The organism is Aeromonas sp. Y318-1 (assembly GCF_027706125.1).
GTDB lineage: Bacteria > Pseudomonadota > Gammaproteobacteria > Enterobacterales > Aeromonadaceae > Aeromonas > Aeromonas hydrophila.
The window spans coordinates 160,856-175,408 of the sequence record NZ_JAPDCM010000004.1 but is presented as its reverse complement, the minus strand read 5'-3'; the positions used below and the strand labels follow the sequence as shown (position 1 = coordinate 175,408).

Below are 14,553 nucleotides of genomic sequence, written 5' to 3'. Positions count from 1 at the left end.
GCGCTTGATGAGTCGCAGACGCCCTCTGAGCAACGTTTCTTCCAGTGAGCGGGTTCGCCCGCTCACTTTCTGGCAGCTTGGCTGGCTGAGGCTAAGTCGCAGCGGCCGCGCTGGCTGGCGCTGGCTTGGCCATCTGCCACGCTGGCTGCGTTTCTCGGTGCTGGGCGTTGTAGCACTGCTCCTTTCATTGCTGGCGCTGGATCGACTCTTCCCGCCGCCGCCACTCGACCCGGCCTATGCGCGGGTGGTGCTCGACATGAAGGGGCGGCCGCTGCGGGCCTTTGCCGATACCAGTGGCGTGTGGCGCTATCCTGTGACCCTGGAGCAGGTCTCCCCCCGCTATATCGAGGCATTGCTTGGCTACGAGGATCGCCATTTCTGGCGCCATCCCGGGGTCAACCCGGTGGCCATGGTGCGCGGGGTCTGGCAGTGGCTGCGTTACGGGCGGGCCGTGTCGGGCGGTTCGACCCTCACCATGCAGGTGGCGCGTCTTATCGAGCCCTACCACAGGAGCGTGCCCGGCAAGCTGCGCCAGATGGCCCGTGCGCTGCAGCTGGAGTGGCACTATGACAAGCGCACCCTGCTCACCGTCTACCTCAACCGGGCGCCCTTTGGCGGCAACCTGGAGGGGGTGCAGGCGGCAAGTTTTGCCTATCTTGGCAAGAGCGCCGCCAAGCTGACCTATGCCGAGGCTGCGCTGTTGGCGGTACTGCCGCAGGCTCCCAGCCGCAACCGGCCGGACCGGCATCCCGAACGGGCTCGCACCGCCCGCGACAAGGTGATGCAGCGGCTGGTGGCACAGGGTGTCTGGCCCGAACAGGTGTGGCTGGAGGGGCGCATCGAGCCGGTGCTGGCCCGCGGTCACTTCACGCCGATGGAGGCTCCGCTGTTTGCCCGCCTTGCCGCCGACAATCAGGCGGGAGCGCTGGTGCACACCACCATTGACGGCGATCTGCAGCGCTGGCTGGAGGGGCGGGTGGCGAGTTATATCCGTCGCTTCCCCGAGCAGACCTCCGCGGCGTTGCTCTTGGTAGATAACAAAACCATGGCGGTGCGTGCCTACGTGGGCAGCGCCGAGTATGGCAATTTGCGCCGCCACGGTTACCTCGACATGGTGCAGGCGATCCGCTCCCCCGGCTCTACGCTGAAGCCCTTTATCTACGGTCTGGCCATGGACGAGGGGTTGGTGCACTCGGCCTCTCTGCTCTCCGATGCGCCAAGGCTGGGCTCGGACTATCGCCCCGCCAACTTCTCCGGCGCCTTTCAGGGGCCGGTGACCTTGGCCCAGGCGCTGCAACAATCCCTCAACGTGCCGGCGGTGCAGGTGCTGGAGGCGCTGGGGCCCGACAAACTGGTCAGCCGTCTCGACAACGCCGGGGTGAGGCTGGCGCTCTCCGACAAACCCAATCCTGCCATCGCGCTGGGGGCGGCGGGCATTCGGCTCGAGCAGCTGGTGGCGCTCTACAGTGCGCTGACCCGGGAGGGGCAGGTGGCGATGCCGGTCTGGTTGGCGGGGCAGCAGGCGGTGTCGCGCCCCTTGCTGAGCCCGGGGGCCGCCTGGATCATCTGGCAAATATTGAGCGCGCAGGGGCGCTCAGATCAGCCCTTTGCCAGCGAAGCGACCGGCCGGGTCAACCGACTGGCTTGGAAGACCGGCACCAGCTATGGCTATCGCGACAGCTGGGCGATGGGGGTCTCAGGTCGCTGGACCATCGGCGTCTGGTTGGGTCGCCCGGATGGTACCCCTATGCCCGGTTTCTACGGCCAGAGCGCGGCGGTGCCGCTGCTGCTCTCGGTATACTCGCGATTGGCTGACAACAGCCCTCTGCCGGTGCAGCCCAACACGGTGAGCGAGGCCGAAGTGTGCTGGCCGCTGGGGCGCAAGGCGAGCGCGACCTGGCCGCAGACGTGTTTGCAGCGCCAGAGCGCCTGGTTGCTGGAAGGGCGCGATCCTCCCACCTTGCCGGATCCCATGGACTGGCCGTCGCCGCTGCGCCAGGTTGCACTGACCGCCGGGGGCAAGCCGACCCTGACCCGTTGCCAGGATGCGGCGCAATCCGGTTTTAGGGCGCTCTGGCCATTGTCGCTGGAGCCGTGGCGGGGGCCCGGTGAGCGGCGGCAGGCGCTGCTGGCCAGCGGCTGCGCGGGGGAGGGGCAGAGCGCCGAGCTGCAGGCCCCGATTCGCATCGTGGCGCTGGGGGAGGGCAATCTTATCCGCAGCCAGCGTTACCGGCTGCAGCCCAAGGTGTTGGGCGGTGTTGGCAAGCCGGCCTGGTTTCTCAACGGCCAGCGGCTGCGCTGGGACGGGGATCAGGTGCTGAGCGAGGCGGGTCGTTATCAGCTGGTGGTGGTAGATGAGGCGGGCAACAGCGATCGCATCGAGTTTCGGCTGGAAAATCCCTCCTGAGGGGAGGCGCCTCTCTTCGGCGTGTCAGAATATTGACGACATCGGGGGATGGCTCCGATGCCGTCAGCGGATTGTCGATTTCCCGACAGGGCGTCGCGGAGTCAGGGCTTGACCTGACCCAGCCGGGTGAAAAAGTGCTGACTCTTGCGCTGGTGGAAGTGGCTCTTCTTGATGGAGTGAAACACCAGGTTGCTGTCCGGATGGCTCGCCTTGAGGCGATGGATCATCGCCATGGCAGGCAGGCCGGTACTCACCAGGGTAGTGAGCGGCAGGCTCTGGGTCTGCGGCCCCAGCAGCTGGTTGAGCCCCTGCTGGGCCTGCTCGAAGCGAGTCAGCACGGCGGGCTCGGCGTAGCCGCTGCCCAGCATGGCGAGCAGGGCATCGAGCGCCTGATTAAACTCGGCCAGCTGCTGGCGAAAGCCGCTGCGACTGCGCAGGGCGATCAACTCCTCGAACGGGATATCGCTCAAGTGAGTGGGCACTTGCAGCGGGATCTCGAGGTGGAAGCAATCCTGGCCACCGCGGTTGTGATAGCGGGATTCGAGCAGGTGGAGCAGCCGGTCCAGATAGTCGTGATCGGTGATGAGGGCCCCCTCATTGGCGAGTGCCCACTCGCGGGCGAGCCGCATGGAGAGCAGATTGGCAAAGCGGCGCGCCATCCTGAACCCGCCCTCCTCCCGGCTGGCAAAACCGTGAGTCAGGCAAAAGCCGTGCAGCCGCTCCAGCCCCGCCTGGGCCGGGCAGAAACAGTCGTGGTTGGCCGGCGTGCGCCAGCGCCCGATCAACTCCTTGTTGCCAAACACCTTGTGGCGCACGAAGTCGGGGGCGAGCAGGCTGCTCAGCTGGCTCTCCAGCTGGGGAGTGATGGCGGCAAAGAAGGCGGCATCCGGCCGCTCGGCCAGCAGATCCGTCTCCTGCTCGAGGGTTTGCAGCAGGGCGGTGAGGCCGCTCTTCTCATTGACGGTGAAGACGAAGGCGAGCCGCTCCAGATAGAGCAGGGCAAACTTGAGCCACAGCTCGTCGCGCACTTCCATGCCGGGGTAGTAGATGTAGGTCTTCATCGAATGGGTCTGTGGTCAGGAATGTTGCCGGGACGCAGGTTCGGGAATATACGCAAGATTGCCTCGCTGCGGCAAACATTGCGTGGGGGAATGTGAGCAAACGCTCATCCAGTAGGCGCTGGCCACAAAGTTCTGATATAATTCGCGCCCTTAAATCAAGGTCACCCGAGTCATTACCATGAAGTTCATTATCAAGCTGTTCCCGGAAATCACCATCAAGAGCAAGTCGGTTCGCCAGCGCTTTATCAAGATCCTGCAGGGCAATATCCGCAACGTCCTGCGCCGCTTCGACGACGATGCCCGGGTACGGATGGATTGGGACAAGCTGATCGTGAGCTCCCGCAATGACCAGTTCCGTGAACAGGCCATCGAAGCCCTGGCCTGCATTCCCGGCATTCAGGCTTTCCTCGAGGTGCAGGCCAGCAAGTTTACCGACCTGCACGACATCTTCGAGCAGGTGAAAGCTGTGTGGGGTGACCAGCTCGAGGGCAAGACCTTCTGCGTGCGCGCCAAGCGCCACGGCAAGCACGAGTTCTCCTCCCTCGAAGTGGAGCGCTACGTGGGCGGTGGCCTGAATCAGCACTGCGTGAGCAACGGCGTGCGTCTCAAGAATCCGGATGTGAAGATTAACCTCGAGATCGACGGCGAGGAGCTCTTCATCGTCAGTGCCATCCACCAGGGCCTGAGCGGCATGCCCATCGCCACCCAGGAAGACGTGCTGAGCCTTATTTCCGGCGGTTTTGACTCCGGTGTTGCCTCCTTCCAGTTCATCAAGCGCGGCTGCCGGGTGCACTACTGCTTCTTCAATCTGGGTGGGGCCGCTCACGAGATTGGCGTCAAGCAGGTGGCCTATCACCTGTGGAACCGCTTCGGCTCTTCCCACCGGGTGCGTTTCACCGCGGTGGACTTCGAGCCGGTGGTGGCCGAGATCCTCGAGAAGATCGACAACGGCCAGATGGGCGTGGTGCTCAAGCGGATGATGATGCGTGCCGCCGCCAAGGTGGCCGACGAGTTCCAGATCCCGGCGCTGGTGACCGGCGAGTGCGTGGGTCAGGTTTCCAGCCAGACCCTCACCAACCTGAACGTTATCGACCGGGTGACCGACAAGGTAATCCTGCGCCCGCTCATCACCTGGGACAAGCCGGACATCATCAGCGAAGCCCGTCGCATCGGCACCCTGGAGTTCGCCGAGACCATGCCGGAGTACTGCGGTGTCATCTCCAAGAAGCCGACCGTGAAGGCCGAGCTCTCCCGCATCGAGGCGGAAGAGGAGAACTTCGACTTCGCCATTCTGGACAAGGTGGTGGCCGAGGCCCGTTACCTCGATATCCGTCGCATCGGTGAAGAGACCACTGCCGAGGTGCAGGAAGTGGAGACTACCGCCGAGAGCGGCGACAACGAGGTGATCCTCGATATCCGCTCCATGGACGAGCACGACGAGAAGCCGTTGCAGGTAGAAGGGCGTGAGGTCATGCATATCCCCTTCTTCAAGCTGGCCACCGCCTTTGGCGATCTGCCCAAGGAGAAGACCTACCTGCTCTACTGCGATCGCGGCGTAATGAGCAAGCTGCAGGCGCTCTATCTGAAAGAGAAGGGCTTTGCCAACGTCAAGGTGTACCGTCCGTAATATGACGTTCAAGCATGCATAAAAAAATCCGGCCAATGAGCCGGATTTTTTTATTTCACTCGGGGGAGATGATGTTCGTTAAGGGCAGGGCACCGGGGTAAAGGTGGATTGCCCCTGACAGCGCCACCCCATCTCCGCCTGGCGCATCTGCCACAGGTTGTTGCTGCGAAACAGGGTCAGGATGTAGATCATGTCGCTCTTGGTGCCGTCGAGGGCAACCGAGAGCACCAGGTCATTGTCCAGCTGTTGTGCCTGGATGCGACTGGGGATGTCGCTGTGGCCGACAAAACGCAATGCCACTTCACGATAGTCATTGACCCAGCTCTGCTGGGCAGTGCTTGCCTGTCGGATCTGCTGGTTGAACTGCTGCACCGGAGTGGAAGCGAGCCGTCCAAACAGTACCTGCGCTTCGGCCTGCGCCGTTGCCACATTCATCAATAGCAGTGATGTGATGAGTCCAAGTTTTTGCATGAGGGATTCCGGCTTACAACACTGGACCTTATGACAACAGAAAAGCCTGCTTGGTTCAACGCAACCTGGCCAGGAGAGCGACTCTACCCCTGGCTACGGCATCAATTGCGCTGCAGGGAGAAGGTGGGCAGTGACAAATGCCAATAGATGGCCGCCACCCGTAAACCAAACACCGCCGTCATGCAGATGAGCATGGCGGTCACCCGATCCACGTCTATCTCCAGCGCCAGGGTATAGAGGATACCCCCCAGGATGCAGGCGGTGGCATAGATCTCCTTTTGCAGCACCATGGGCACCTCCCGGGCCAGCACGTCCCTGATCATGCCGCCAGCCACCCCTGTCATGGTGCCCATCAATACGGCGATCAGCCCCGATGTACCAAAGTTGAGGGCTTTTTGTGCCCCGATCACGGTAAAGAGCGCCAGCCCGAAGGCGTCGGCGACCGGCAACACGTACCAGGGCATGCGACGGGGCAGCTTGACCATCCACATGCCGATCAGTGCCGTGGCGATCACCACCCATATGTAGAGAGGGTCACGTACCCAGAAGACGGGGGTGGCCCCCAGAATCATGTCGCGGATGGTGCCGCCGCCGATGGCGGTGACCGCCGCCAACACCATGACGCCAAAACCGTCCATCCTGAGACGGCCCGCCACCAGTACGCCCGAAAACGCGAATACCGCAGTACCAAACATGTCGCTGATGTAAACAATCTGCTCAACCAGTGTCTGCATGGAGAACAACTCACGTCCAATTGTTGATGGGGCCGCGATTTTAGGGGGGATTGCGGCGTCTGACCAACGGCTGCTTGCAAGAAGTGGGAGCCAGACCAAGTTTTTGTCGGCGGTGATGATGCCGGTTGGTGTCATGGTGCCTGAGCGGTACCAGATGGCCGGCAAGGCTCACGCTGCCTCACTCATCACCCTATGTTGTTTGCCTCATGAACCTTGTAGGAAGAACAGGGCATTTTTTTCCTCAAGTTCAACGAGAACATGCCGATAAATAGGGTAAGCGGCGTTAATGCGATGAAGCGTTGAAAATAATGCTAAAGACATCGAAAAAGAGGCCGTTAAATAAGACGCATCGAACAGTAAAGACAATAAAGTTCGAGCAAGTTAGATAGAAAATTTAATAGCTTAGGAGAATAGTCATGGGTCTTTATATCAATACGAACGTTTCATCGCTTAACGCTCAGCGTAACCTGATGAACACCAACAAGTCTCTGGATACATCCTACACCCGTCTGGCATCCGGCCTGCGCATCAACAGCGCCAAAGACGATGCCGCCGGCTTGCAGATTTCCAACCGTTTGACCTCCCAGATCAATGGCTTGGATCAGGGAAACCGCAATGCCAACGACGGCATCTCAGTGGCACAAACAGCTGAAGGTGCGATGGATGAAGTGACTGCCATGCTTCAACGGATGCGTACATTGGCACAGCAATCAGCTAATGATTCAAACAGTAAAGATGATAGAAAAGCATTACAACAAGAATACAAACAGCTCTCAACGGAAATAAACCGAATCGCTGGGGATACCACGTTTGGCGGTCAAAAAATATTAGCTGGCGGTTATAAAGGAACCTTCCAAGTTGGAGCTGCAGCAGGTCAGACTATTTCATTCAAAATGACTAATTCCTTCAAGTTGACAGGAATAGCCGACATGACTCTTGGTGCAGGAAAAGCCACGATTAAAGCAGCTACAGCAGCCAGTTTGGGCGATGCTTGGGTTGTGACTATGTCGAGCACATCTACCTCTAAAGTAACATGGAGTGATATCGATGATATCGCAGGTTCAACCAGTTCTAATGCTCAGATTGCGTTGGCAAACCTCGACTTCATGATTGGTGCTGTTGATAGCAAACGGGCTGAGCTGGGGGCGGTACAGAACCGCTTCGATTCCACCATCCGTAACCAGGCGAATATCTCTGAAAACGTCAGTGCTGCTCGCTCACGTATCCGTGATGCTGATTTTGCAACAGAAACCGCTAACTTGACCAAGCAGAACATTCTGCAACAGGCTGCCTCGACCATACTGTCTCAGGCAAACCAGCGTCCGCAGTCAGCACTCTCCCTGCTGCAGGGCTGATAAAAGAAAACAGGGCGGTTGTTCAGGCCGCCCTGGTCAAGAGATGGAACAAAGGGGTGTTCGGTTCGCACTCTGTTCTATCGGGAGAGAATGTGTTCTCTTATTAGTAAAGCCAAGTGTTGTACAGCTGTTCAGTTCTGTCACGCTTGGTCATATTCTCCTGAGCGTATGCTCGTTTTAGGCCGGATTTTCCGGCCTCTTTTTATTGTGCCGTCAAATTGACGCCACTCCTCCATAGTCAAGCACAAACTGTGCCAATACTCTCAGCTCATCTTCTTCACATCCGCGTTAGGCTGTACTCTAGATCTTTGGAGATAGCTTGCCGCTGTCTTGCCGTTTACCGGATAAAACTTGCCGCCTTCGGCAATTATTTTCCTAAAGCTTGTGGCTGTGCTGCCGTTAAATAAAGTGAAGCAATCGAGGGGTGTTCGGAATCCAACGTTTGCACTACTGCGGGTGGCCTGTCCGTTCAAACAGACACCCGCCAGAAGAGCCAGGACTGTTCAACCTGGTCTTCTAACGGTGGGCCGTCGTGTTGTTTGGACGACGCAACCTGCAGTCGCATGTTCTTCGGGAGAATTTATTATGGCCATGTACATCAATACCAACACTTCATCACTGAACGCCCAGCGTAACTTGATGAACACCAACAAATCGTTGGATACTTCCTATACCCGCTTGGCATCTGGTTTGCGCATCAATAGCGCCAAAGATGATGCTGCTGGGTTACAGATTTCCAACCGTTTGACATCACAGGTTAATGGGTTGGATCAAGGGAACCGAAATGCCAACGATGGTATCTCTGTCGCACAGACTGCTGAGGGCGCGATGGATGAGGTGACTAGTATGCTGCAGCGGATGCGCACGCTGGCACAGCAATCTTCGAACAGCTCCAACAACAAGGATGACCGGAAAGCGTTACAACAAGAGTATAAACAGCTGACAACAGAGATTAACCGTATCGCCGGAGATACGACTTTTGGTGGTCAAAAGATACTCAATGGGAGCTATAAGGGCAGCTTTCAGGTAGGGGCAAATGCGGGTCAAACTATCTCATTCAAAATGACCAATTCCTTCAAACTGACAGGAATTGCTGATATGACTCTTGGCTCTGGGAAAGCAACGATAAAAGCAGCTACAGCAGCTAGTTTGGGTGATGCTTGGGTCGTGAGTATATCGAGTACATCGACCTCTAAGGTAACATGGAGTGATATTGACGATATTTCAGGTTCTACCAGCTCTAATGCTCAGATTGCGTTGGCAAACCTCGACTTCATGATTGGTGCTGTTGATAGCAAACGGGCTGAGCTGGGGGCGGTACAGAACCGCTTCGATTCCACCATCCGTAACCAGGCGAATATCTCTGAAAACGTCAGTGCTGCTCGCTCACGTATCCGTGATGCTGATTTTGCAACAGAAACCGCTAACTTGACCAAGCAGAACATTCTGCAGCAAGCTGCTTCAAGTATCCTGGCGCAAGCCAATCAGCGTCCACAGTCTGCGCTCTCTTTACTGGGTTAAGAGTTGGCACTGAGGTGATAGAGGAGAGATAAGATGACAAATGAACTTGGAAGCCTGTCATCTGCTAGTGGCTCTTCTGTACTGTCGAAAGATAAGAGCGGCCATTCGGCCGCTCTACCACTTTCTGGCAGGCCGGCAGAATCGTTTAAAGGGCAGTCAGAAGAAAAGCTTGATGTTCAGGAAGAGAGCAAACCGACTTCTCAAGCTGTGAAATTGAGTGATGATGAAGTTGAAATTCAGGTACAAAAATTGCAGGAGTTTGGGCGCTCACAAGGATGGACTGTGAATTTTAGTTTGGAGCGAGAGTTAAACAAAGTGGTAATCAAGGTGGTTGACTCTGATTCCAAGTCAGTCATACGTCAGATCCCGAGTGAGGAACTGCTCGAGCTAAGCAAGCGGATTAGAGCTCTGAGTGATGAACATCCAGTCTCTTCACCCAAGGTTGGGCTGCTGCTTGACCGTGAAGTTTAACACAAGTAAGTACAGTGGCTAGGAGAGGATAAAATGGCAACAATCACATCTGCAGGTGCCGGATCAGGTATTGATTTGGAGAGTGTTATCGCTGCTAGCCTCAATGCCCGTAAGGCGCAGATTCAGCAACCCATCATCACCAAAAGAACTAATGCACAAGTCGAATTGTCAGGTCTTGGCCAATTCAAATCTGCCATTAGCTCTTATGTTTCTAGCCTTAAAGATATGTCACAATCGGATGCTTTTAACAAAAGAGCTATAAATATAATTCAGGATAAAGACAATCCTGTTATTAAAGTTGAGAGTAAAACAGGCGCTGCTAATGGGCAGTACAACGTAACCGTCAATAAATTAGCTACCACGAGTAAATTTGAAGGAACATTCAATAACGCTACAGATTCATTGGTGGCTCAAGATGGGACGCTTACATTTACTGCTGGTACAAAAACGTTTAATGTGGATGTGAAGGCAGGGGATTCTCTTCAAGCTATCCGTAAACGAGTCAATGAAAATGGCAATAATTTTGGTCTTAATGCCAACATTATTAACACCTCTGATGGTAAAGCAAAGTTGGTTATTGATTCAGGTGTTAGTGGTACAGGTAAAGATTTGAACATTACGGGTAGTACAGCAGGCTTGACAACTTTTGCATCATCTTTAACAAAAACTCAGTCAGCAGCAAGTGCTGAAATTTCAGTTGATGGTAATACATTAACGAGTGATAGTAACACGTTTGATGGAACTATCATGGGATTAAAAATGACAGTGTTGAGAGTATCTGATAAAGATACTACAGGAGTCGCAAAATCTAATAAATTAGATATTACAACGGACAAAGATGGTATCAAGGAGATGGTAAAAGACTTCATTAAAGGTTACAACGAGCTGGTTGTTAAAGCTGACTCGCTAGGTAAACGCAATTCTGTCGTCGCAGGTGTAACACAGAATGATGGTGGAGCATTAGCTGGGGACTCAATGACCCGCAGTGTCGTCAATCTCATGAGTAATACTTTGATTACTCCATCTGAATCATCTAAAGAGTTTTCAACAATATTCCAGCTTGGTATCAAGATGGATAATAAAGGAGTCCTTGCTCTTGATGATAAAAAGTTTAGTGAGGCACTAGATAAAAATTTTGAACAAGTAGTGGCAGTGTTTGGGGGTGAGAAGGGGGTGGCAGGTAAGTTGGCAACATCTCTAGAAAGTTATTCCAAAAGCGGTGGCTTGGTTGCGCAGCGAGAAGATTCACTCAATATAGAACTGCGTTCTCTGGCGACAAAAGAGAGCGATGCTGCTGCTGAGCTTGTAAAATATGAAGCTAGCTTACGAGCAAGATATGGTGGGTTGGATAGTTTGTTGGCAAAAATGAACCAATCAGCAAGTTATCTTAAAAATATTCAGACATCGAGCAAGAATAGCTAATACATTATTTTAATTTTGACTCTTGTAATATAAATGAGGTTGTTATGTATCATAAGAGCATAAAAGCATACACCAGCCAAAATTTGCAGGCTGAGATGGCCGTTGCTGACCCTTACCGAGTTATTCAGCTGATGTTGCAAGGTGGTATAGAGCGGTTGTCGCAGGCCAAAGGTGCGATAGAACGCAAGGACTATGAGGGGAAATCCATCGCTATTTCCAAGAGCTTGGCAATTATCAATGGATTACAAGATGCCTTGGACCTTTCATATGGAGATATACCAGAAAATCTTTTTTCTTTATATGAATATATGAAGTCTAGATTGTTTGATGCTAGCCGAGATATGGATTCAGCCCCTGTTGATGAGGTTGCTATTTTGCTTGGAACCATAAAAAATGCATGGGACTCAATCCCCGTGGATGATCGGGTTAAAGCATTAGCTCAGCAGGCATCATTATGAGTGATGTTCAACATCTTTTTCATCTAAGCAAGCTTTTAGAATCGGCAATTAAATCCAAAGATTTGCAATTAGCACATGAGTTGGTGGATCAACGCCTTGTATTATTAGATGGAATATATCATTCCAAAAGATACTCGCAGGAATTGATTAATACCGTCAGTATTATCTTAAAGAATGAACAGTGTCTCACGGAAATTATTTTAGATGAAAAAAATGAGATAAAGAAAAGGCTTCTGTCAGTTATCGCTTCAGATAAAGCGAGTCAATTATACAAGTCTCATTCTAGTAAGTAGGGTAACAATGAACTTCCAAAATAGTATTGATGAAATTGAAAAAGAAGTTGCTCGCTTGAAAATGCAAAGTGAGCAAGAAAAGGCAATGATTGATGTGCTGCCCATTCGTTTTGATAAAAATATGGAGGCATTTAAAAAATATATACCAAATATATATGAACGATTTCAAGATTACAAATCTAATAAATCATTTAGATTTTATTGTAATGAGAATGGTGTGCCTAATTTATTGTGGTTGGATGATAATGTATCACTGTATGGATACGATCCTTTCTTGGAATGTAAAGCACAAGTAGATAGTATTTTACATTCCAGTGATGCAATTCAGACAATACAGTTTTCTAATGAAGATAATCCGCTCGACTTCATTCATGTGAATTTTATGAATGAAATGATGGAACAACAAAGCCTCTTAGCAGATAGACTCAATCCTATCTCAAAAGCTGGTGATGTTATTCCACTCGTGATCATGTTTGGAGTTGGTTTAGGATATCAAATATCATATTTATTTGAACAGTGTCAACCAAAGGTTTTTTTTATTGTTGAACCAGACCTAGACCTGTTTTATGCCTCAATTTTCACTTTTGATTGGTTTTCTTTATTTGAATATATTGATAATGAAAATCTCAATATTCATATATTTCTTGGTCAGACGAATGATGAAATAATAAACGACATTGCTCCTGCTATGGCGAAATTTGGTTCATATATGGCGGCTGCTAGTATCGGGTTTTGGCATTATAGAAGTGAAAAGATAATTGATTTAATAAAACGAGTAAAGCAAGAGTTCTTTATATTATCTAGCGGCTGGGGTTTTTTTGATGATAATATAATCGCTATGTCACATTGCATTGAAAACGTCAAAAATAATATTCCATTTTTGATGAAAAACAAATGTATTGATGAGAAATGGAAAAATATTCCTGTCTTTATTGTTGGTAATGGCCCATCTCTCGATAATTCAATTGAGACGCTGAAATACCTACAAAATAATGTTGTTATTATCAGTTGTGGTAGTGCTCTTTCAGCATTACATAGAGCTGGAATAAGACCTGATATCCATGTTCAGGTTGAGCGGACAAAACTTGTCCCTGATACACATGCCTTATTAAAAGATGCTAGTTATCTGCGAGAGATATTATTTCTTAGTGTGGATGTAATCCACCCTGATTGCATGAAGCAGTTTGATAAAGTGGGATTGGCATTTAAGGCATTTGAACCTGGTGAATTTATATTAAAACGTAACTTTGAGACCGCTAGGTTGCGCGATACGCTCAGAGCTGCAAACCCTCTTGTTGGAAATACAGGGTTGGCAACAGCGTGTAGACTCGGATTTGAAAATATCTATCTTTTTGGTATAGATAATGGTTATGTCAGTGATCAGCACCATCACTCAAAGCTAAGTTTTTATTTTGATGATGATGGTAAATCAAAAGAAAAACTATCCCTTTTGATAACTCAGAAAAGTAAACATCTTGTACCTGGTAATTTTGGTGGTGATGTTGAAACAACAAACATGATGATAAACTCCAAGTTGGTAATGGAGAATTTGATTAAGGCATATCAGCATGTCGATGTTTTTAACTGTTCTAATGGTGCTGCAATTAATGGTGCTAAGCCGACAAGAGTCAGTGATATCATTGTAGATGGCGCTATTTTTGATAAAAATGAATTGAAATTACATATCATAAATGATGTTTATAAGCCGATGAATATATCTACAGAGGATTTTTATAGTAGGATAAATAGTGAGTTTTTTGATGAGTTAATTGATAGGATGGTTTCAGAGTGGGAAGGGGAATATAATTCTCGGGATCAAGTTATACAATGTATGATGAGGCAATACGAGTATATGTCAGCGATCCGAAATAGTAGGTATAATCATATTTATCGGTGCGTTATCGGTTCGCTATACTATTCATACAGTGTTATTTTATCTACTCTATATCAATACGAAGAGTCTGACGAATTATATAAAGAAATAAATGCAATGGTTTATGTCATGCGAAAATATTTTATTGCAATGAAAGCACAATACAAAAACGCATTAATTAGTATAGATAATAAAAATCATGGATTGCTAGATTGAAAATGAAATGCAGTTCGTATGTTGGGCTGCATTTTCATTCTCCAATAGAGTCATTTATCTTACTGAGCAAGATAGCAGATGTCCAACCTGTCGATGTTTTAAAGTGTTTTAGCATTTCGCCCTCAATAATGAAACCATTTTTAAGAAATGCATTTATGGATGCGTGATTATTCCCATATGCACCAGCTGTAATTTTGTGTATATTGAGCTGTGAAAAACAATAATCAGTCACTATCTTGATGACTTCTGTTGCAATACCTTTCCCCCAGTAATCTTTGTCCCCTATCATTATTCCCAAGTCAACTCTGTTATGGTTTTTGTCAATTGATGATAACTTCACATTTCCTATATGCTTCATTTTCGAAAGATCTAGGATGGCCCAAAAAAAACCATCATTACTTTTCTCGATATAAAAATTTGTTGTTTTTTCTATATCCCATATAGTAAATCTAGACTCAAGATAACGATTGACCTCTGGATCATTTAGCCATGAACAGTAGATACTATTGATATCTGATAGTTCAAGGTTTCTAATGCCAATGACCATTTTTTGATGGCGTAAACCAATCACGCTTGAGAGAAAAACACTAGAGTCTTTCATACTATCCCTCTATATTAGGAATTCTATTGATGTGGGGTTTATA

At 50.5% G+C, this 14,553-nt stretch carries 13 protein-coding genes; 9 read left to right on the top strand and 4 right to left on the bottom strand.

All coding sequences use genetic code 11. The features are described from left to right. Positions 1–7: 7 nt before the first annotated feature. The gene (gene pbpC / locus OKB87_RS07800) at positions 8–2,407 is read left to right on the top strand and encodes a penicillin-binding protein 1C (RefSeq protein WP_270827056.1); all 2,400 of its coding nucleotides are present in this window, start codon (positions 8–10) and stop codon (positions 2,405–2,407) included. A gap of 101 nt (positions 2,408–2,508) precedes the next feature. On the opposite strand, the gene OKB87_RS07795 is transcribed toward pbpC, so the two are convergent. Next, complete coding sequence (locus OKB87_RS07795) at positions 2,509–3,468, bottom strand: hypothetical protein (RefSeq protein WP_270827055.1); 960 nt, start codon at positions 3,466–3,468, stop codon at positions 2,509–2,511. A gap of 178 nt (positions 3,469–3,646) precedes the next feature. Between OKB87_RS07795 and thiI the strand changes: the two genes are divergently transcribed. After that, positions 3,647–5,095, top strand: coding sequence for a tRNA uracil 4-sulfurtransferase ThiI (thiI, locus tag OKB87_RS07790; RefSeq protein ID WP_270827054.1), 1,449 nt, complete (start codon positions 3,647–3,649; stop codon positions 5,093–5,095). A gap of 78 nt (positions 5,096–5,173) precedes the next feature. Here thiI and OKB87_RS07785 read toward each other — a convergent pair whose 3' ends face one another. Together OKB87_RS07785 and OKB87_RS07780 are read right to left on the bottom strand one after the other, a co-directional pair. After that, positions 5,174–5,566, bottom strand: a complete 393-nt coding sequence (locus tag OKB87_RS07785) for a hypothetical protein (RefSeq protein ID WP_039214967.1) — start codon at positions 5,564–5,566, stop codon at positions 5,174–5,176. Between the two features lie 101 nt (positions 5,567–5,667). Beyond that, the gene (locus tag OKB87_RS07780; protein WP_017779902.1) at positions 5,668–6,300 is read right to left on the bottom strand and encodes a trimeric intracellular cation channel family protein; all 633 of its coding nucleotides are present in this window, start codon (positions 6,298–6,300) and stop codon (positions 5,668–5,670) included. Between the two features lie 416 nt (positions 6,301–6,716). On the opposite strand from OKB87_RS07780, the gene OKB87_RS07775 reads away from it, so the two are divergent. From OKB87_RS07775 to OKB87_RS07745, 7 genes are all read left to right on the top strand, one after another. Beyond that, a complete protein-coding gene (locus tag OKB87_RS07775) occupies positions 6,717–7,655 on the top strand; it encodes a flagellin N-terminal helical domain-containing protein (protein ID WP_270827051.1) in 939 nt (312 codons plus the stop codon). 585 nt (positions 7,656–8,240) lie between these two features. Beyond that, positions 8,241–9,176, top strand: coding sequence for a flagellin B (gene flaB / locus OKB87_RS07770; RefSeq protein WP_270827050.1), 936 nt, complete (start codon positions 8,241–8,243; stop codon positions 9,174–9,176). Between the two features lie 33 nt (positions 9,177–9,209). Continuing rightward, complete coding sequence (locus tag OKB87_RS07765) at positions 9,210–9,647, top strand: flagellar protein FlaG (protein ID WP_270827048.1); 438 nt, start codon at positions 9,210–9,212, stop codon at positions 9,645–9,647. A gap of 33 nt (positions 9,648–9,680) precedes the next feature. Next, positions 9,681–11,069 carry a flagellar filament capping protein FliD gene (gene fliD / locus OKB87_RS07760; protein WP_270827047.1) on the top strand — a complete coding sequence of 463 codons (1,389 nt, stop codon included), beginning with the start codon at positions 9,681–9,683 and terminating at the stop codon, positions 11,067–11,069. A gap of 44 nt (positions 11,070–11,113) precedes the next feature. Continuing rightward, positions 11,114–11,527: a flagellar export chaperone FliS gene (gene fliS / locus OKB87_RS07755; protein WP_270827046.1), complete on the top strand. Its 414-nt coding sequence runs from the start codon at positions 11,114–11,116 to the stop codon at positions 11,525–11,527. Then, complete coding sequence (locus OKB87_RS07750; RefSeq protein WP_270827045.1) at positions 11,524–11,820, top strand: hypothetical protein; 297 nt, start codon at positions 11,524–11,526, stop codon at positions 11,818–11,820. Before fliS ends, OKB87_RS07750 begins: the two co-directional genes overlap by 4 nt. Positions 11,821–11,827: 7 nt before the next feature. Further along, positions 11,828–13,909: a motility associated factor glycosyltransferase family protein gene (locus OKB87_RS07745; RefSeq protein ID WP_270827044.1), complete on the top strand. Its 2,082-nt coding sequence runs from the start codon at positions 11,828–11,830 to the stop codon at positions 13,907–13,909. 34 nt (positions 13,910–13,943) lie between these two features. On the opposite strand, the gene OKB87_RS07740 is transcribed toward OKB87_RS07745, so the two are convergent. Further along, positions 13,944–14,510, bottom strand: coding sequence for a GNAT family N-acetyltransferase (locus tag OKB87_RS07740; RefSeq protein WP_270827043.1), 567 nt, complete (start codon positions 14,508–14,510; stop codon positions 13,944–13,946). Between the last annotated feature and the right edge of the window lie 43 nt (positions 14,511–14,553).